14 protein-coding genes, 1 pseudogene and 1 riboswitch are annotated in these 18,297 nt (G+C 65.0%); of the genes and pseudogenes, 7 read left to right on the forward strand and 8 right to left on the reverse strand.

Annotation, left to right across the window (positions count from 1 at the left end; genetic code table 11):
- Window positions 1–32: 32 nt before the first annotated feature.
- Window positions 33–1,763 (reverse strand): acyl-CoA dehydrogenase family protein, encoded by a 1,731-nt coding sequence (locus tag NUH86_RS19740; RefSeq protein WP_267252219.1) that lies wholly within the window; start codon window positions 1,761–1,763, stop codon window positions 33–35.
- Between the two features lie 227 nt (window positions 1,764–1,990).
- Between NUH86_RS19740 and NUH86_RS19745 the strand changes: the two genes are divergently transcribed.
- Together NUH86_RS19745 and NUH86_RS19750 are read left to right on the forward strand one after the other, a co-directional pair.
- Window positions 1,991–3,316, forward strand: coding sequence for a 4Fe-4S binding protein (locus NUH86_RS19745; RefSeq protein ID WP_267252220.1), 1,326 nt, complete (start codon window positions 1,991–1,993; stop codon window positions 3,314–3,316).
- Between the two features lie 15 nt (window positions 3,317–3,331).
- Window positions 3,332–3,514, forward strand: a pseudogene (locus tag NUH86_RS19750) (helix-turn-helix domain-containing protein); the annotation flags it as partial.
- Window positions 3,515–3,554: 40 nt separating this feature from the next.
- Here NUH86_RS19750 and NUH86_RS19755 read toward each other — a convergent pair.
- From NUH86_RS19755 to NUH86_RS19775, 5 genes are all read right to left on the reverse strand, one after another.
- Window positions 3,555–5,672 (reverse strand): glycosyltransferase, encoded by a 2,118-nt coding sequence (locus NUH86_RS19755; RefSeq protein ID WP_267252222.1) that lies wholly within the window; start codon window positions 5,670–5,672, stop codon window positions 3,555–3,557.
- Window positions 5,673–5,678: 6 nt separating this feature from the next.
- Window positions 5,679–6,860, reverse strand: a complete 1,182-nt coding sequence (locus NUH86_RS19760) for an HlyD family efflux transporter periplasmic adaptor subunit (protein WP_267252223.1) — start codon at window positions 6,858–6,860, stop codon at window positions 5,679–5,681.
- A gap of 140 nt (window positions 6,861–7,000) precedes the next feature.
- A complete protein-coding gene (locus NUH86_RS19765) occupies window positions 7,001–8,002 on the reverse strand; it encodes a fatty acid desaturase family protein (protein ID WP_267252224.1) in 1,002 nt (333 codons plus the stop codon).
- Window positions 8,003–8,103: 101 nt separating this feature from the next.
- Entirely contained in the window at window positions 8,104–9,609 is a 1,506-nt protein-coding gene (locus tag NUH86_RS19770) for a PepSY domain-containing protein (RefSeq protein WP_267252225.1), read from the reverse strand.
- Complete coding sequence (locus NUH86_RS19775; RefSeq protein WP_267252226.1) at window positions 9,596–11,737, reverse strand: TonB-dependent receptor; 2,142 nt, start codon at window positions 11,735–11,737, stop codon at window positions 9,596–9,598. Before NUH86_RS19775 ends, NUH86_RS19770 begins: the two co-directional genes overlap by 14 nt.
- Before the next feature lie 179 nt (window positions 11,738–11,916).
- Window positions 11,917–12,166: riboswitch (cobalamin riboswitch) on the reverse strand.
- Between the two features lie 45 nt (window positions 12,167–12,211).
- Here NUH86_RS19775 and NUH86_RS19780 point away from each other — a divergent pair.
- On the forward strand, window positions 12,212–12,421 hold the full coding sequence (locus tag NUH86_RS19780) for a hypothetical protein (RefSeq protein WP_267252227.1): 210 nt from the start codon (window positions 12,212–12,214) through the stop codon (window positions 12,419–12,421).
- Here the strand turns inward: NUH86_RS19780 and NUH86_RS19785 are convergent.
- Complete coding sequence (locus NUH86_RS19785; protein ID WP_267252228.1) at window positions 12,414–13,433, reverse strand: PAS domain S-box protein; 1,020 nt, start codon at window positions 13,431–13,433, stop codon at window positions 12,414–12,416. The genes NUH86_RS19780 and NUH86_RS19785 overlap by 8 nt on opposite strands.
- 239 nt (window positions 13,434–13,672) lie before the next feature.
- Between NUH86_RS19785 and NUH86_RS19790 the strand changes: the two genes are divergently transcribed.
- Complete coding sequence (locus NUH86_RS19790; protein ID WP_267252229.1) at window positions 13,673–14,557, forward strand: DMT family transporter; 885 nt, start codon at window positions 13,673–13,675, stop codon at window positions 14,555–14,557.
- On the opposite strand, the gene NUH86_RS19795 is transcribed toward NUH86_RS19790, so the two are convergent.
- Entirely contained in the window at window positions 14,554–15,309 is a 756-nt protein-coding gene (locus NUH86_RS19795; protein WP_267252230.1) for an enoyl-CoA hydratase, read from the reverse strand. The two genes, NUH86_RS19790 and NUH86_RS19795, sit on opposite strands and share 4 nt — an antisense overlap.
- A 97-nt stretch (window positions 15,310–15,406) precedes the next feature.
- On the opposite strand from NUH86_RS19795, the gene NUH86_RS19800 reads away from it, so the two are divergent.
- The 3 genes from NUH86_RS19800 (at window position 15,407) to NUH86_RS19810 (ending at window position 18,262) form a co-directional block, all read left to right on the forward strand.
- Entirely contained in the window at window positions 15,407–16,378 is a 972-nt protein-coding gene (locus NUH86_RS19800; RefSeq protein WP_267252231.1) for a bile acid:sodium symporter family protein, read from the forward strand.
- An 80-nt stretch (window positions 16,379–16,458) separates the two neighbouring features.
- On the forward strand, window positions 16,459–16,668 hold the full coding sequence (locus NUH86_RS19805) for a hypothetical protein (RefSeq protein ID WP_267252232.1): 210 nt from the start codon (window positions 16,459–16,461) through the stop codon (window positions 16,666–16,668).
- On the forward strand, window positions 16,652–18,262 hold the full coding sequence (locus NUH86_RS19810) for a phytoene desaturase family protein (protein WP_267252233.1): 1,611 nt from the start codon (window positions 16,652–16,654) through the stop codon (window positions 18,260–18,262). Before NUH86_RS19805 ends, NUH86_RS19810 begins: the two co-directional genes overlap by 17 nt.
- Window positions 18,263–18,297: the final 35 nt, after the last annotated feature.

Below are 18,297 nucleotides of genomic sequence, written 5' to 3' on the forward strand. Positions count from 1 at the left end.
TGTTCTTGGATATTCAGATATTCGGGCCTTGATCAGAAGGCGTCGACGGCCAGCGCCATGATCGTCGCTTCGCCCGCCGCGACGCTGCCTGCCAGTCCCCGGACCTGCGGCAACATCCGCTGGGCGAAAAAGCCGGCGACGGCGCGCTTGGCGTCATGCAGCGGCGTATCCCCCTCTGCGGCGGCCATGCGCGTCCACATCCAGCCCATCGAAACCAGCGCGAACAGGCGCAGATAATCGGCCGCCGCCGCGCCCGCCGCCTCCACGCCCGCGCCGCGCAGCGAAGCCGTCACATCGCGCAACAGGGCCAGCGCCTCCCGCGTGCTCGCCGCGATCCCGATGGTCCCGGCCGCTTCCAGATCGTCCGCGACCAGCGCGAAAAAGCCCTCGACCACCGCGCCGCCCGCCATGGGCAGCTTGCGCCCGACCAGATCCATGGCCTGCACGCCGTTGGTGCCCTCATAGATCTGGGCGATGCGCGCATCGCGGACATATTGTTCCATGCCCCATTCGCGGATGTAGCCATGGCCGCCGAACACCTGCTGCGCCTGCACCGCGCTTTCGAAGCCGTAATCGGTGAAGGCCGCCTTCACCACCGGCGTCAGCAGCGCGACCAGGCCATCGGCCTTGGCCCGCTCCGCAGCGTCGGGATGGTGATGCGCCCGGTCGAGCTGCAACGCCGTCCAGCCGGAGAGCGCCCGCCCGCCCTCCACAAAGGCGCGGATATTGAGGAGCATGCGCCGCACGTCGGCATGTTCGATGATCGCCACGGGCCCCCTCGCCCCGTCCGCGCTGCGGCCCTGGAGCCGTTCCTTGGCATAACCGGCGGCCTGCTGATAGGACGCACCGGCGATGCCCAGGCCCTGGATGCCGACCATCAGCCGTTCGGCGTTCATCATGGTGAACATGGCGGCCAGCCCGCGATGCGGTTCGCCCACCAGCCAGCCGGTCGCGCCGTCATAATTCATCACGCAGGTCGGCTGGGCGTGGATGCCCATCTTCTTTTCCAGCGCGCCGACCGACATGGCGTTGCGGATCGTGAAGCCGCCGTCCGCGTCGGGCAGATATTTGGGCACCAGGAACAGGCTGATCCCCTTCACGCCCGCAGGCGCGTCGGGCAGGCGGGCCAGCACCAGATGGACGATGTTGCCGCCGAAATCATGGTCGCCTGAGGAAATGAATATCTTCTGTCCCGTCACGGCATAACCGCCGTCGGCGTTCGGCTCCGCCTTGGTCTTGAGCAGGGCAAGGTCCGTGCCCGCGCCGCTTTCGGTCAACGCCATGGCGCCGGTCCATTCGCCGCTTACCATGCGCGGCAGGTAGATGGTCTTCAGGGCATCGTCGGCATGGGCGGCAATCGCCTCGCACGCGCCGCGCGTCAGGCCGGGGAACAGGCCGAAGGACATGTTGGCCGCGGCCAGCATCTCGTCCAGCCAGAGCTGGAGGATGAAGGGCAGGCCCTGCCCGCCATATTCCGGGTCCGCCGACAGCGACGGCCAGCCAGCCGCCACGAAATCGCGCCAGGCGTCCGCGAAACCCTCCGGAGTCCGCACGTCGCCGTCGATCAGGCGGCTCCCCTCCTCATCGCCATGGCGGTTGATCGGGTGCAGCCGTTCCGCGCACATCCGCCCCGCTTCCTCCAGCACCGCCGTCGCCAGGTCCGCGTCGACATCCTTGCCCGTCTCCACCATCGCCCGGTCGAAGCCAAGCACCTGGGTCAGCAGGAAGCGGTAATCATCGATCGGCGGAACATAGCTGAACATCAGGTACTCCTGAAAACATGGCAAATCGCCTATACCAAACATCTGTTACAGTCAATAGTACCTTCGGCAAGCGGATGGATTTACGGCAAAGCCTGGCGGCCTCATACTGCTGCCTTTCCCCATCGAAATCGACTTGCGCAGCGGCGAGATGCGCCGGAACGCTTGCATTCCCGGATGATTGAGAATAGCCATAATATTATAATAATAATTTAATAAGGGCTGGAATCATGGGATTTGAAGATCATCCGACCGTCCGCGCACTACGGGAACGAGGAGAATCCCAGTCGACGGAGATGGTCTCGGCCGCCCTGCTGAAGGAGATCGCGCTCGAATGCGGGGCCGCCGATGTCGGGCTGATCGAAATCACCCGCCCCGCTATCGCCCCGCAAATTCCCTATATCCAGAAAGTCTACGCCAAGACGAAGACCCTGATGGCCATCGTCTGCCGGATGAACGAATTGCCGGTGCGATCCCAGACGCGGTCGGTGGCGAACGAGGAATTTCACGCCACCTACGACCATGTGAATGAGGCGTGCCGGGAAATCGTGCGCGCCCTCACCAAACGCGGCATTCCGGCATGCAACGCCATCGCGGCCTTCCCCATGGAGCTGGACCAGCCCAAGATCATGATGGTGCAGCACAAGCCCGTCGCGGTCGAGGCCGGGCTGGGCCATATGGGCGTCCACCGCAGCGTCATCCATCCGAAATTCGGCAGCTTCATATTGCTGGGCACGGTGCTGCTGGGCGTCGAGGTCGACGAATATGACCACCCGGTCGACTATAATCCGTGCCTGGGCTGCAAGCTGTGCGTCGCCGCCTGCCCCGTGGGCGCGATCAAGGCGGACGGCGCGTTCGACTTCATGACCTGCTACACGCACAATTACCATGATTTCACCGGCAACTTCCTGAACTGGGTCGAAAATGTCGTGGAGGCCAAGGACAAGAAGGATTATCGCGAACGCATCCAGCCCAGCGAGACCCAACTCATCTGGCAGTCCCTCTCGTTCAAGCCGCAATATAAGGCCGCCTATTGCATATCGGTCTGCCCGGCGGGCGAGGAGGTGATTTCCCCCTTCCTTCGGGATCGCAAGACCTATGTCGAGGATGTGGTGAAGCCGCTGCTCGACAAGGAGGAGGTGCTGTACGTCATCAAGGGCACCGACGCCGACGAGAGCGCGCCGCGCAAATTCCCGCACAAGCGGATCAAGCATGTGCGGGCGGGCCGGATCACGACCAGCCTGGGCGGCCATCTTTTCTCCCTGCGGCTCAGCTTCCAGCGGGGCGCGGCCCGCTCGCTCGACCTGACGAGCCACTGGACCTTCGAGGACAAGAAGGATCATCATGCGACGATCCACGTCGCCGGCAAATTGCTGGAGATCGATGACCGGCGCCATGTCGGGGACGCCGACTTCAAGGTCTGGGTGAAGTCGGACCGCTGGTTCGACTATCTCAATCTGCTGTGCGAACTGGACGATCTGTTCGCGGAAGGCTCCATCCGCCTGGATGGCGACCGGGAAAAGCTGGACGCCTATCTCGCCTGCTTCCCCTTCTGACCTCCCCACGAAAGGCGCATGGCATCCGCAAGGGCCGCGCTGATGCGCGGCGGCAAATCGCTCGACCGGATCGCAGACGAGATCGGCTATGAATCCGCCAGCGCGTTCAGCACCGCCTTTCGCAAGCGATCGGGCATGGCGCCCGGACGATTTGCGCGGTTTCGGATCGATGAGGGCGCGCCGATGAGCGCGCCCTAAGATGTAGGAAAGGGGCGCACTTTGGACGCCAGCGTCATGCTCACCCGATGGCGCTCAAGGGCGCTTCCTGCCAATCCGGCGATCCTGTCGGCCGCATGGACCGGTCGGTCGGCGCTATGACGCGCGTCTGCGCGCTCAGCTTTTCCTGGCCGGGGGCAGCCATGCCGGGCAGGCGCGGAACGCCTTGAGCGATGCTCAAATCCGCCGCCCACAGCCGCCGCACGACCGCGAGGGCGGCGGCGAAAGCAGTCGGGCGATGGGCGTTGACCTCTATCGCGCCAGTGAACAGCGATATGATCAGCCGGTCGCGCACATCCTCCGAATGGAAGTCGAATTCAACGCCGATCCGCCTGCCCGCGCGGCGCACGAAGCCGCGCACCAGGCCGACATCGGGCACCACCATCTCGACACGGTCGCCGACCCGCAGGTCGGTGGGTTCGTCGGCTTCCAGCCCAAGGCCAGAGATGGAGATGTCGCCTTTGCTGGACCGGATCATCTGCCCGTCGCTGCCCAGCAGCGTCACGCCCTTCCGCAAGGCAAAGCGTTCCTCGCCCCGGACGCGCGGCTTTTCCAGGCACATCATCGCCACCAGCAGCAGCATGAACATATTCAACATGGTCCAAATCGCGACCATCGGCATCAGGCCCATCTGCGACACGATATGGCGGTCGGCGCTCGCATTGATCATCAGCCCCGCGAAACTGAGGGCGATCAGCGCGAGCGCACTGCATAATATGTTGCTTTCCCAGGGGTTTCCGCCAGCATCCGCGCCCTTGGGCGTCACCTTGAAGACCAGGCCCTTCGGCTTGAAGAGCGTCTGCAACGCGACCGGCAGGATGCGGAAGGTCTGGAACATCGACAATATCTGCGCGGCCAGCGGATAATAGCGGCCCGGCGCGAGCAGGGTGATGCCGCTCATCATCGCGACGATCAGAGGCAGGACATAGTGGATCACGGCCTGGAGGTCGATGCCTGTCATCGGCGCCAGGTTGAACAACATGAAAAGGATGGGCGTCAGCACCATGAAGACGGATTGCAGACCCTGGGTGATCCATGCGCTGGGCAGGAACAGCAGGCGATGGCGCAGCTTCAGCCCCGGCCCCAGCGGACCCTGCTTCAGATAGAGGATCTGGATCGCGCCCTGCGCCCAGCGCTGGCGCTGGACGAAAAAGGCGGCGGTGCTTTCCGGCGCCAGCCCGAACGCCAGCGGCTCGTTCAGATAGCGCGTCACATAGCCCTGCCGCAGGCTGGCCATGGTCAGCAGCATATCCTCCGTGATCGACCCTTCCGGCAATCCGCCGCCGATCGATTCGAACAAAGTCCTGCGCGTGACGGAATTCGACCCGCAGCAGAAGGCCGCGTCCCAACCGTCGCGGCCGGGCATGATCGCTTCGAAGAAGAAGCGCTGGTCGTCCGGCATCGCCTGTTGCAGGCCCAGATTGGTCTGCATCGGATCATGATTGTAGAAACTGTGCGGAACCTGGACGATGCCGATCCGCGCCTCATCGAAAAAGCCCATCGTCCGCAGCAGGAAATCGCGCCGCGGCACGAAATCCGCGTCGAACACCGCCACGAACGGCGCCTGCGTGACGGTCAGCCCGTGATTGATGTTGCCCGCCTTCGCGCCCTTGTTGTCGGGGCGGTTGATATAGCCCGCGCCCTTCGCGACGCAGAGGTCGCGCACCCATGGCCGCCGCCCGTCGTCCAGCACCCACACCCGCGCATCCGGCCAGTCGAGCGAGAGGCAGCCCAATATGGTCTTTTCCAGCACTTCGCGGGGTTCGTTATAGGTCGCGATGAAGACGTCCACCGGGGGCAGGATGGCGGCATCGGCCTTCCATGCCCTGCGCAGCCGCGCTTCCCCCCTGTCGGCCTCCGCCGACCGGTCGCGCGGGCGCGACAGGATGGCGAGCAGGATGGCGCCGTCGAACAGCGCCGCCATTTCCACGAACAGGCAGATGAGCGGCCAGCACAATGCTCTGCCGCCGGAACCCCAGGGGATCGTCTGGGTGACCCGCCATTGGAGATAATAGAGGATCGTGCAGCCGATAGTCGCGATCAGGCCGGGACGCGACGGCCATATCTTCCCGAACAGCAACAGCAGTCCCGCCAGCAGCGCCAGCGATGCGAAGGGCGTCGTCAAGGCAATGCCCGACATCTTCCGTCAGAGCCTGCGGCTGAACCGCACCTCGGCCAGACGCCCCACGTCGCATTTGCGCGCACCGTCCATCCGCCGCGGTTCTGGCGCGGGCAGGGCGACATCGACCATGATCTCCCGGTCTTCCGGCAGGGAATAGTTGGAGGCGGCCAATAATTCTTCCTTGCGGCGGCTGGCGGCGCCGGTGATGTTCACCACCCTCCCCTTCAGCCACTGATCCGACCCGATCATGCGGACATCGGCAGGCGTGCCGGGACCGATGACCTCCGCCTTGCGTTCCGGCAGGGCGACCTGGACGAAACGGCGGCGGCAATCCAGCAGGTCCAGCACCGGTTCGCCCGCGCGGATCGCGGCGCCGGGACTGGCCGTCGCCGCCCACACCAATGTTCCGGCCGGGGCGCGATACCCTGCCCTGGCCAGCGCATCCTTCAGGCGCAGGCTGGCCTGCCGGTAACGGGCCGTCGCATCGCTCAGCGTCTTTTCGACCATCTGCCTTTGCAGCAGCAGCCGGTCGGCCTGCTGCACCGCATAGGGCGCGTCATTATAGCTGTCGCCCACGAAAACGTCCGATTGCGCGGCTGTCCGCGTGACCTGAATGGCCTGCAACCGCGCGGCGGCGCTGACGCAATTGCTGTTCTTCAGCGATGCTGCGGCTTCCGCCTTCTGCACCCCGGCGGGGGAAATAAAGCCCTGCGCTGCCAGGGTCCGGGTGCGCGCCAGATTGGCGGCCTGCTCCGCCCGCTCCGCCCGGCAACCGGCCAGATCGGCCTGCGCGGCATCCCGGTCGGCGGTCAGGCGGGCGCCCATCGCGCCGGAAAAGAGCGCCGCCCGCTGCGTCAGCCTTTGCGTCTGGCCGTTCAGTTCCGCCAATTGCCGCTGGCTGAGCGCCATTTCCGTCTGCGCCAGTTCCGCTTCGGCCTTGAGGTCCGCGACCTGGCCGGTGTCCTGCGACAGGTTCAGCAGGGTGATCGCGGTGGTCCGGTCGAAATAGCGGCCGTCGGCGGGAAGGTTGGCCACGGTGCCGTCGGAGGCGGCTGTCAGCCTGATGAGCGGCGCGTTGATCGCCGCCTGGGTGGAAACATCGTTCAATATATAGGGCGCAAAGCCCATAGTGCCTATGCCGATCAGCCCGGTCGCCAGCAGGATGCGCGCATATCTTGCCCGTAAAAGTCGTTGAACAGCGATCATCTTCACCATATCCCAGCGGCCAGCCCACGATGCCGCGATGCTCCTTCGGCATAGCGGAACAAGGTTAGGGACATGTTAATGACGAAGGCATGTCTCCCGCCTCCGGTGACATGCGGGCAGACGGGCGCTGCGATTTCAACTCAGCGCGTGACGGGCCGGTTCGCGCTTGTTGACGCGGGCGGCGGCATCAACTCCCTGATCACGCCCCAATAGCCCGGCGTGATGTGGGCGTCCGCCGCATAGGCGGGGTCGGTCATCAAATGCGCGTGCAGGCGGCGCAGGTTGGGCCAGGGCACGGACGGGAACAGATGATGTTCCAGATGATAGCTGACATTGAAGGGCGCGATCAGGAACCGGTCGAGCCATGTCGGGATGACCGTGCGCGTGCCGTTGAGTTCCTGCTCGTCGGCGACGCCATTATGTTCCGCTATCGCCCTGATCCGGTTGAAGACATTCGCCCAGATGAATTGCGGGATCAGCAGAAGGCCCAATATCTGCCAGCGCCACGGCGACCACAGGATCAGGCCGTAGAAGAGCACGGCCCAGACCACATATCGGATGCGCAACCCCAGGCTATAATCGAAACCGAAGCGTCCGGGATTATGGAAATTGGCGAAGGGCGCCCAGATCCGGCTGTCCCGCGCCATCCGGTAAAAATTAAGGCCGGTCGCGCTGCGGACCAGCAGCCAGGCCATGGCGGCCGGGCTTTTCGGGAAATGCTGGTCGGGATCCCTGCGCTGGACGCGATAGTCGCGGTCGCGCAGCGTGTTGGTGTAGCGGTGGTGGTACAGATGATTGGCGCGGTAGAGGTGAATGCTGAAGCCGAGCGGATAGGCGACGAAAATATCGCCGATCCAATCGTTGATGCGGCGATTGCTGAACAGCATCCCGTGACAGGCATCGTGCATCATCACCGCCAGGCATTGGATGCGCGACCCGATAACGAAGCCTGCCAGCAGGTAGACCGGAACCCGGTCGACGTGGATCGCGATCGCGCCCGCCGCGATGGCGATCGCCCATTGCAGAAGGAGCAGCCATGCGTTGCGGCGGTCGTCGATGACCGACAGTTCCCGGATGAGGGCCAATGTGCCGCGCCGCGAATATCGGTATCCGGGCGGACGATCCTTGGCGATTTCCTCCATGGGAACATGTCTCCGAAAATGCGGTGCGAACCTGTGCCGGACTATGGTTGAGGGAAACCCGCGTCAAGCCCGCTCCGCAACGCCGCAATCGCCTCGCCCCATCAGAGCCGCATCAACCGCCGCCACCCGATCACCATGGCGCTGACCGAGATCGCCAGCCCCGCGCTGGACAGGAGCCAGACGAGAATATGCCGCAGCGGCGGCCAGATCAGCAACCATGGGAAGTCCAGGCTGTGCAGGGCGTTGAACAGCCAGCGATGGCCGCGCCCAGCCGAACCGATCTGGCCCAGCAGAGCGCCTGTCGCCGGATCGATATGGAGCCAGGTCTGCGACGGATCGTCAAATTTCAGCCGCAACACCGGCAAGGGGCGACTGTCGTCACGCGGATCGCCGGTGGAATACCAGTAGCGGTCCGGTCGATCCAGCCGCTGCACCGCCACCAGGGCAGCGCCCGGCATCGCGGTTCGGGCCATGGCGATGATATGGTGACGATCAAGCGTCAGCGGACGGGCGGTCGCGCCGCTCAGCGATCTCGGCTTTCCCCGCCCCCACAAGGTCATGACGGGCTGGCCGCCCAGCCAGGCGAAGCGAACCTCCCTTGCGCCCCCGCCTTCCCGCACCAGTGCGGCCAGGTCGGTGGCCGGGAATGAAGGCTTTGCCCCGGCATAGAGGCTGGCGGCATCGCCATGGTCCCTGTCGCGCAACCCGCCCCACGGACTCATCGACAGCCAGCCGCTGAACACCCAGCCGATCAGGAACAGGCCCCCGATCATGCCGGTGACATGATGCCATTTCATCCAGCCGCGATAGGGGCTGACCGATCCGGACTTGTAGCGGCGCTTCAACCGGATGCGCAGGATGCCGATCCAGAACCCGGCCATCGCGCCCAGCATGCCGATACCCGACGTCCACAGCACGGTCTGGCGCCACGGTTCCTGAAACAGGCGCAGCGCTTCGAAATAGATCCAGTGCGGCACCGCGCCTAGCCAGTTCCAGAAGCGTTCCCGCGCCGTGCTATTCTGCACCACCTCGCCCGTGCGCTGGCTGACATAGAGGTCGGTGGCGGCGGCATCGGCCATGCGTATGCGCCAGAACGGCGCCATCGCCTTGTAGGCGCGGGTGACGACCCACTGGTCATGATCGACCGGATCGACCGACACGACCGGCGCGTCGATCAGGGCCGAAGCGATCGATCCGGCACGCCGCCTGTCGACCGACAGTATCTCCGCGCCCGTCCGGGCCGACACGGCGCGCCTGCCCTGGGACGTCGCGAAGATGTAGAGCGGCTCCCCGCCCGTCATGCCCAGCCGCATTTCCGTGGGAAAATCGGGCTGGCCAAGGCTCGCCAGCGCCCGGTCGGGGCCGACCCGCACCTGCCCCCAGTCGAGCGGCGCGGCGGTCGCCACCCGTTCGGGCGCGCGGAAGGACGGGAAGGAGATATAGAGCATCACCAATCCCGACAGGAACCAGATGGCGAAGAACAGGCTCAGGATGATGCCGGTCCAGCGGTGGAAGACATAAAGCCAGCGCTTCGCCGCCTTCCACAGGGCAGGTGCGGCGAAGGGGGATACCCCTCGCCGTGCCACCGCCAGGTCAGAAGGCGACATGGATCGTCGCCTCCACCGTCCGGGGATCGCCCAGCACCCATTGCGTCTGACCATAGGTGGCGCGGGCATATGTTTCGTTGAAGATGTTGCGCACGCGCAGCGCCGCGCTTGCCCCTTCGACGAACTGCCAGCGCACGCCCGCGTCCGTCAGCGTATAGGCGGGCACGACCCGGCTGTTCGCCGCGTCCTGATAGCGCTTGCCCACATAGCTGAAACCGCCGTCCACGACCCAGTTCTTGGCGAATTCCCAACTGACGAAGGCGTTGGCCGTCCTGGTCGCGACATTGTTGGGCCGGTTGCCCGCCCGCTGGAACAGGACGCCGCCCACAGATTCGGAGAAATCGTCATAACGTGCCCGCAGCAGGGCGCCATTCAGCGTGATATTGACCCGATCGACCGGCTCCAGGAACAGGGATGTTTCCACCCCGCGAGACCTTTGCTGGCCCACCTGCACCTGAATGGACGGAATCAGCGGATCGGATGTCAGCAGCTTGCGCTTGACGATGTCATAGACGGCCAGCGTCCACTGCCCGCGCGCGCCCCAGAAGACATGCTTGATCCCGGCCTCATATTGCCGTCCGGTCGACAGGTCGAAATCGCTCTGTGCGAAGCTGGTGGAGACCAGCGCGCCCACCGGATCGGCGGCGGTGGCATATTGGCCATAGAGCGACAGGCTGGAAACCGGATTATAGACGGCGCCCACGCGCCAGGTCACGGCGTCCGGCGTGGAGGTGAAGTTGTTGGCCGCGTTCACATAGTCGGTCTTGGTGATTTCCGGCCGGTCATAACGCACCCCGCCGACCAGCGAGAAGCGATCGCTGAACTTCAGCCGGTCTTCGGCGAAGATCGAATATTGGCGGATGCGGTTGGTGTAGCGCGGTTTCGTCGGCGCGGCCGATTGATGAAGGAACAGGCCGGGGACGGGGTTTGCGGCGTCGACCAACCGGGTGGCGTTGTTGCCGCTGTTGCTGACATTCCTGTAACTGATGCGATTGACGTCGAAACCGACCACCAGCCTGTTTTCCAGCCCGCCCAGATCATGGTTCAGGTTGGCGGTCGTGCGGTTCCCCGTCTGCTTCTGGATATGGTAGAGTTCCAGGAAGCTTCCCTGACGCACCTGCGCCGGATCGGTCGCGGTGGCGGGGATGTAGGTCAGGTTTTCCGCATTCTTCCAATATTTGTTGGCCCACAGATGATAGAAGGTGCTGCTGATGGTCAACGCGTCGGACGGCGTCCATTCCACTTTCGCCTGACTCCAATTGTCGCGGAACCGCAGGCTGGCGTCGGCGACATTATAATTATTCTTTCGCAGCGACCGGTCGAGCTTGCCATTGGCCAGCGGCACCCCGAACCAGGTGCGCGGGTTCTGCTCGCTGAAGTCATGGGACAGGGTGATGCTCAGGTTGCCGGCAGGCTTCAGCCGGATCGCCCCGGCCAGCGCCAGCGCGTCGGAATCGCCCCGCGCCATCCAGCCTTCCGACCGGCGGAAACTGGCGTCGGCGCGATAGGATATGCCCGTGCCGATCGGACCGCCAGCCCCAGCCGCAACGTTGAAGCTGTCGAAGGAGGACAGGCCGAACCGGCCGCTCACCTGCATTTCGTCGCTGGGCTGCTTGCGCACCACATTGACCGCGCCGCCAATCGCCCCTTCGCCGTATAGGACGGAGGCCGGGCCGCGCAATATCTCCACGCTCTGCGCCATCCACGGGTCCGCCGGGAAGGTCAGCGTGTTGTTGTACATGCGCATACCGTCATACAGCGTCATCACCGAATTCTGGCCGGTGAAGCCGCGTGCCGACAGGCCGAAGCCGAACACGCCCGACGTGTTGACGATGCCGGTCGCCCGCGCCGCCGCGTCCTGGATGGTAAGGTCGCCGCGCAGGCGGATGGCGTCGCCGTCCAGCGTCTCGACACTGGCGGGCATCTCCATCGCCGTCAGGCCCAGCCGGCTGGCCCCCTCGGCCTTCATGTTCAGGCGCAGCGGATCGACCATGCCGGTCACGATGATGGCCATATCGGCGCCGTCCGCCGCTTCGGCGGCGGGCTGGGCGATAGCGGCAGGCATGGCCAGAACAGCGGAAACAGGTAGTGAAACGGCCGCAATCGCAGCCGATGTGACGTTCAACATTATCATCCCCCGTCGGCGTCGCGCGACATATGGGCGGGGGCGTGCCGTTCACGAACGGTCGGCAGCCGGCATCGGCCGGACGCCAGGGGCGACCGACACGCGGCATCCGATGCGGCCCCAGCCGCTCGTTCGTCGCTCAGACGGAATTCACCGTGCCGCGGTCATCCCCTGGACCAGGGCAAGAGCGACCAGACGCCGGCAGGTCTCCTGGCTCATGGGTCATCGCTTGATATACGGCCTTCCCAGGCCCCGCATGATTTAGCGTCCGGCCCAGTGGCTGTCGGATCGGCATTCATTCCGTCCGCACCTGTATATCGCGCTCGCCACTTACAGTTGCAGGGACAGCCGCGGAATTGAGCCCTGGAAAAGGCCCGCACCGCATTCCCTTTTCATCCCCGTCTCCGGGGAACCGACGCGATCTTCGCCCTCATCCCGCCGGGGCGGAAACAAGGACGAGGTTCCTTACGAGGCTGCATGGCGTTTCGCAAGTCACTGTCGATGATCGACTGGTGGGGTCCGGTCATATCCGAATATTACGGATCGACGGAAATGGGTCCGCTGACCTTCCGCGCCGCGCAAGAGTGGCTGGAAAATCCCGGCAGCGTCGGCACGCCCGGCGACGACAGCGGCAAAATCTTCAAGCGAAAGATCAAGGAACAGGTGAATTCGAGAAGCTTTATGTGACGAGGCGGCTTCTCTTGAACCGGATGTCGATCTTCAGGCCGGCGTCTCTCCATTCCCGATCGAGCGTGCCCCCCGTCCCCCGAAGCGAAGCCTGCTCCAGCGCGGTCCCGAACCCTTCCCGTCCCGGCGCCACGCCCAATTTCGGGCCGCCATATTCCACCCATTGGATCAGGACATCGTCGTCATCGACGACGGCATGGATGTCGAGCCTTCCGTCCGGCGTCGACAGGGCGCCATATTTCGCCGCATTGGTCGCCAATTCATGCAGCAGGAGCGCCAGCGATGTGAAGGCGGCGCTTCCGACCGGCAGATCCTGACCGCCCACCGTTATGCGCTTCCGATCCGCCAGTTCATGCGGGGCCAGGATGACCCCCAGCAAAGAGAACAGGGTCGCGGAAGCCGCCGCCGATCCTTCCTTGAGCGGGTCCGGCAACGTCAGTTGGTGCGCGGCGGCGAGAGCCATCAGCCGCTCCGTCAGATCGTGGGTCAAATCCTCGACGCTGCGGGCGGAGCGCGCGCTGAGGGCGACAAGCCCGGTCGCGAGGGCAAACAGATTTTTCACCCGATGTTGCATCTCCCGCAGCAGCAGGCTCTGCTTCGCCGCGGCCCGCTTCTGCGCGGTGATGTCGCGCGCGATCTTGGACGCGCCCAAAATCTGCCCGTCGGCATTGCGAACCGGGGAAACCGTCAGGGATATTTCGACAAGCTCGCCATTTTTGCGGCGGCGGACCGTTTCGAAATGGTCGATCCGCTCTCCCGCCCTCAATCTTTCAAGGATCGCATCCTCTTCATGCAGCCGGTCCTCCGGAATGACGATCGTGACCGGCTTGCCGATGGCTTCATCGGCGGAATAGCCGAAAAGGCGGGACGCGCCGCGATTCCAGGTGGTGATGATCCCGTCCAGGGTTTTGCTTAAAATGGCGTCGTCGGAATTTTCGACGATGGCGGCCAGCAATGCGCCAGCCTCGATTTGCGATTTCGCGCCCGCTTCAGACCCCGATAAATCCGACAAATCTGTTCACCTCAAAAGCCCTTTCAGCATGCTTCAATCGCCCGCTCGAAAGGCAGGCGAAAGGAAACCACTAGTGGGTCCGGAACGCCGACGCATTTAACAAGGTTAAGATTCGCCTTGCGAACAATGGGGCTTTTGTGCGCCATGGTTCCAACGCGCGGGCGCGCCATCGGGCAGCATCGACCGGCATGGAAGCACGGCGCTTGACCTGAGCGGCCATCGGCAGCACCAGCGGCGGCATGCATGGCGCGACCTCCGAAACCCCCTCCCGACTGATGATCGGGCGTCCGGAACTGGCGCTGATCGGCATAACCCTGCTGTGGGGCGGCACATTCCTGATCGTCCACCATGCGATGCGGCACAGCGGGCCGCTGTTCTTCGTCGGGCTGCGCTTCGGCACCGCGGCGCTGATGGCGCTGCCGTTCGCTCTGCCCCTGTTGCGCGGCGTCACCCGGCGCGAATGGCTGGCCGGGACGATGATCGGGTGCGGCATCTTCACCGGCTATTCGTTGCAGACATGGGGTTTGCAGACCATCGCCAGCAGCACTTCGGCCTTCATCACCGCCGCCTATGTGCCGCTGGTCCCCATATTGCAATGGATCATCCTGCGCAGGCGGCCCCGGCTGGCGAGCTGGGCGGGCGTGGCGCTGGCCTTCGCCGGCCTGTTGCTGATCGCCGCGCCGAAGGACGGGCTGTCGCTGGGCCAGGGAGAGGCGCTGACGCTGATCAGCACGCTCGCCATCGCGCTGGAGATCATCTTCATCAGCCTGTGGGCGGGCCGCGTCGACGTGGCGCGGGTGACGTTCATCCAACTGGCCGTGGCCTCCCTCCTCGCCTTCGCCTGCATGGTTCCGGCGGGGGAGGCGATTCCGCCCTTTTCCTGGACGGTGCTGCTGTCGGCCTGCGGCCTGGGGCTGATGACGGCGCTGATCCAATTCGTCATGAACTGGGCGCAGCAGAGCGTGTCGGCGACCCGGGCGACGCTGATCTATGCGGGCGAGCCGGTCTGGGCGGGCCTGATCGGCTGGGTCGCGGGCGACCGCCTGCCCGCCATCGCCCTGCTGGGCGGCGCGCTGGTGGTCGCCGCCGTCATCGTCAGCGAAATCCGGTTCGGGAAGCGTTAACGCCGGAAGACCGGCTGGCGCTTCTCGAAAAAGGCGGCGAAGGCCTCCTGCGCCTCTTCCGACTGAAGCGTTTCCCTGAACAGCCGCGCTTCCTCCTCGATCCTCTCGGACAGCACGGCCGGATCGCCCTTCATCAGCCTGCGCGTGGCGGCCAGCGCCTGGGGCGGCTTGGTCATCAGCAGGGCCGCCTTGCGCCGGGCATGCTCCAGCAGGCTGTCGGCCGGAACGATCGCCGTGACGAAGCCCGCATGGTCCGCGGTCTGCGCATCCACCGGATCGCCCAGAAGCAGCATCGACGCCGCCTTGGCATAGCCGAATATGGCTGGTCCCAACAGGCTGGAACCCGCTTCCGGCACGATCCCCAGATTGACGAAGGGGGCTATGAAGCGCGCGTCGGGCGCCGCATAGACCAGGTCGCAGTGGAACAGCATGGTCGTGCCCACGCCCACGGCCAGCCCCTGGACGGCGGCGACCGCCGGCTTGTCGAAGGCGGCGATGGCGCGGATGAAGTCGAAGGCGGCTTCCCCGCCCTGCGGCCCCGCCATGAAATCCTTCAGGTCGTTGCCCGCGCAGAAGGCGTCGCCCTTCCCGGCGAACAGCACGACGCCGATCTCGTCGCGCGCCGATGCGTCCGCCAGGGCTGCGGTCATCGCCCGGTACATCGCTGAAGTCAGCGCATTCTTCTTGTCGGGCCGGTCGATATGGATTTCGATGACGCCCTGATTTTCGACGATGTCGATCCCTTCACTCACGACCCGACTCTCCCTGCTTGCTGCGATTGCGGCGACTGTTGGCCGATCCGTGCAGCTACGTCTATCCTTTCCCGACCTTCCTGCCTAAAGCCGGACCATGCGACGGCTGCGCGACATATTGGACCCTTTCCTGCTGCTGCTGGTCTGCACGGTGGCGCTCGCTTCCTTCCTGCCGGCGCGGGGGGATGCCGCCCGCATCGCCGGGGCCGCCGCCGATGCGGGGATCGTCCTGCTCTTCTTCCTGCATGGGGCCAAGCTGTCGCGAGAGGCGATCTGGAGCGGGGCCAGGGCGTGGAAACTGCATCTGGCGACATTGGGGACGACCTTCGCCGTCTTTCCGCTGATCGGCCTAGCGACGCAGCAGGTGGGGGCCATTCCACCCTCCATGCGGGCGGGATTGCTGTTCCTGACCCTGCTGCCCTCCACCGTGCAGTCCTCCATCGCATTCACCGCGATTGCGCGGGGCAATGTCGCCGCCGCGGTGGTCAGCGCGTCCTTTTCCAATCTGCTGGGCATCGTGCTGACGCCCCTGCTGGTCGCTGGCCTGATGGAAAGGATCGGGACGGGAAATCTGATCTCGCTATCCTCGGTCGAAGACATATTGCTGCAACTGCTGCTGCCCTTCATCGTCGGGCATCTGGCGCGGCCGTGGATCAGCGGCTTCGTCAACCGGCACAGGGCGATGCTGGGCCGGGTGGATCGCGGGTCGATCCTGCTGGTGGTCTATTCCGCCTTCAGCGCGGCGGTGGTCGAGGGATTGTGGCACCAGGTTTCGCGGGACGAACTGTTGCTGCTGGCGGGGTTGTGCATCGCGATCCTGGTCGCCGTGCTGCTCTTCACCCTGGCCCTGGGGCGGCTGCTGGGCCTGGCGCGGGAGGATGCGATCGTGCTGCAATTCTGCGGATCGAAGAAAAGCCTGGCGACGGGCGTGCCGATAGCCGGGGTGCTGTTCCCGGCCAGCGCGGTCGGGCCGATCCTGCTGCCGCTGATGCTGTTCCATCAGATCCAGTTGATGGCCTGCGCCGTGCTGGCCCGGCGCTACGGCGCTGCGGCGGAAAGGACCCGATAACCTTCCCAGGACTTCATTCGCCCCCTGTTGTCGGTGGGCCGCCTCTGTTATACATATGTATAAATTTAACGGCGGGGGCGATGATGGAGAGTGATGGAAAGCCTTCGACCTGTCTTTCGGGGCAGGCCTGTCGGCATTTCCTGCCGCGCATACCGCATCTGGGGGATGAGCGGCAACGGCTTTGGACCTATTCCAGGCTGTGGCCCAATATCGCTTCCGACATATATCTCGACCGGATCGGCTTCATGCGACGACCGGATGGAGCCGGGCCGCATGACGAAACGCTATGACGCGGTCATCATCGGGGGCGGGCATAACGGCCTGGTCTGCGCCTTCTACCTGGCGCGAGCGGGATATAAGGTGCGCATCCTCGAACGCCGCGCCATCGTCGGCGGGGCCGCCGTCACGGAGGAATTCCACCCCGGTTTCCGCAATTCGACGGCCAGCTACACCGTCAGCCTGCTCCACCCCAGGGTTATCCGCGACATGGCGCTGGCCGAACATGGCTATCGCGTGCTGGAACGACCGGTCAGCAATTTCCTGCCGCAACCCGACGGCCGCTATCTGAAACTGGGCGGCGGCCTCGAACGCACCCAGACCGAATTCGCCAAATTCAGCGCGAAGGACGCCGCCACCCTCCCCGCTTATTATGACGCGCTGGAGGTCGTCGCCGACCTGCTGCGCGACATGACGCTACGGCCACCGCCCAATGCGGGCGACGGGCTGGCGATGGTCATGGCCGCTCTGCGGCAGGGGCGGCGGATCGGCGGACTGTCGCTGGAGCAGCAGCGCGACGTGCTGGACCTGTTCACCAAATCGGCGCGGGGTTTCCTGGACGGCTGGTTCGAGAGCGATGCGGTGAAGGCGGCCTTCGGCTTCGACGCGGTGGTGGGCAATTATGCCTCTCCCGATGCGCCGGGCAGCGCCTATGTGCTGCTGCACCACGTCTTCGGAGAGGTGAACGGGAAGAAGGGCGTCTGGGGCCATAGCGTCGGCGGCATGGGGTCGATCACCCGGATCATGGCGCAGGTGGTGCGCGCCCTGGGCGTGGAGATCAGCCTGGAGGCGCCCGTCGCGTCCGTGCTGGTCGACGGGTCGCGGGCCGTCGGCGTCCGGCTGGAAGGCGGGGAGGAGGTGATGGGCAGGACCGTCATCGCCAATGTCGGGCCGAAGCTGCTTTACGAACGGCTGATGGACCCCGGCGACCTGCCGCCGGATTTCCTGAAGCGCATCCGAGGGTTCAAGACGGCCTCCGGCACATTCCGCATGAACGTGGCGCTGTCGGCGCTGCCGGACTTCACCTGCCTGCCCGGCGTGGGCGAGCATCACCAGTCGGGGATCGTCATCGCCCCGACGCTGGACTATATGGACCGCGCCTATATGGACGCGAAGCGGGACGGCTGGTCGAAGGAACCCATCGTCGAGATGCTGATCCCCTCGACCGTGGACGATAGCCTGGCGCCCGCGGGTTCCCATGTGGCGAGCCTCTTCTGCCAGCAATTCGCGCCGCAATTGCCCGATGGACGCAGTTGGGACGAGGAGCGGGAGGCGGCGGCGGACCATATCGTCGCGACGGTGGATGCTTACGCGCCGGGCTTCGCGCAGTCGGTGATCGCGCGCGACATCCTCTCGCCCCTCGATCTAGAGCGAAAATTCGGCCTGGTCGGCGGCGACATCATGCATGGCAACATGACGCTGGATCAGCTCTGGGCGGCGCGGCCGGTGCTGGGCCATGGGGCCTATCGCGGGCCGTTGAAGGGGCTGTACATGTGCGGCGCGGGCACGCATCCGGGCGGCGGCGTGACCGGCGCGCCGGGGCACAATGCGGCGCGGGCGGTGATGAAGGACGGCGCGCTGCTGGGACGGTGGTTCGGACGGGGTTAAGACCTCCCTCCCTTCCAGGGAGGGGTTGGGGGTGG

The organism is Sphingobium sp. JS3065, from assembly GCF_026427355.1.
Taxonomy (GTDB): Bacteria; Pseudomonadota; Alphaproteobacteria; order Sphingomonadales; family Sphingomonadaceae; genus Sphingobium.

Bases quoted from the DNA above. Each gene is read 5' to 3' on its own strand.
- NUH86_RS19805 (WP_267252232.1), top strand. From the start codon at position 16,459: ATGATGGAGAGTGATGGAAAGCCTTCGACCTGTCTTTCGGGGCAGGCC.
- NUH86_RS19765 (WP_267252224.1), bottom strand. From the start codon at position 8,002: ATGGAGGAAATCGCCAAGGATCGTCCGCCCGGATACCGATATTCGCGG.
- NUH86_RS19790 (WP_267252229.1), top strand. From the start codon at position 13,673: ATGCATGGCGCGACCTCCGAAACCCCCTCCCGACTGATGATCGGGCGT.
- NUH86_RS19775 (WP_267252226.1), bottom strand. From the start codon at position 11,737: ATGTTGAACGTCACATCGGCTGCGATTGCGGCCGTTTCACTACCTGTT.
- NUH86_RS19745 (WP_267252220.1), top strand. From the start codon at position 1,991: ATGGGATTTGAAGATCATCCGACCGTCCGCGCACTACGGGAACGAGGA.
- NUH86_RS19760 (WP_267252223.1), bottom strand. From the start codon at position 6,860: ATGATCGCTGTTCAACGACTTTTACGGGCAAGATATGCGCGCATCCTG.
- NUH86_RS19810 (WP_267252233.1), top strand. From the start codon at position 16,652: ATGACGAAACGCTATGACGCGGTCATCATCGGGGGCGGGCATAACGGC.
- NUH86_RS19755 (WP_267252222.1), bottom strand. From the start codon at position 5,672: ATGTCGGGCATTGCCTTGACGACGCCCTTCGCATCGCTGGCGCTGCTG.
- NUH86_RS19800 (WP_267252231.1), top strand. From the start codon at position 15,407: ATGCGACGGCTGCGCGACATATTGGACCCTTTCCTGCTGCTGCTGGTC.
- NUH86_RS19780 (WP_267252227.1), top strand. From the start codon at position 12,212: ATGGCGTTTCGCAAGTCACTGTCGATGATCGACTGGTGGGGTCCGGTC.
- NUH86_RS19770 (WP_267252225.1), bottom strand. From the start codon at position 9,609: ATGTCGCCTTCTGACCTGGCGGTGGCACGGCGAGGGGTATCCCCCTTC.
- NUH86_RS19740 (WP_267252219.1), bottom strand. From the start codon at position 1,763: ATGTTCAGCTATGTTCCGCCGATCGATGATTACCGCTTCCTGCTGACC.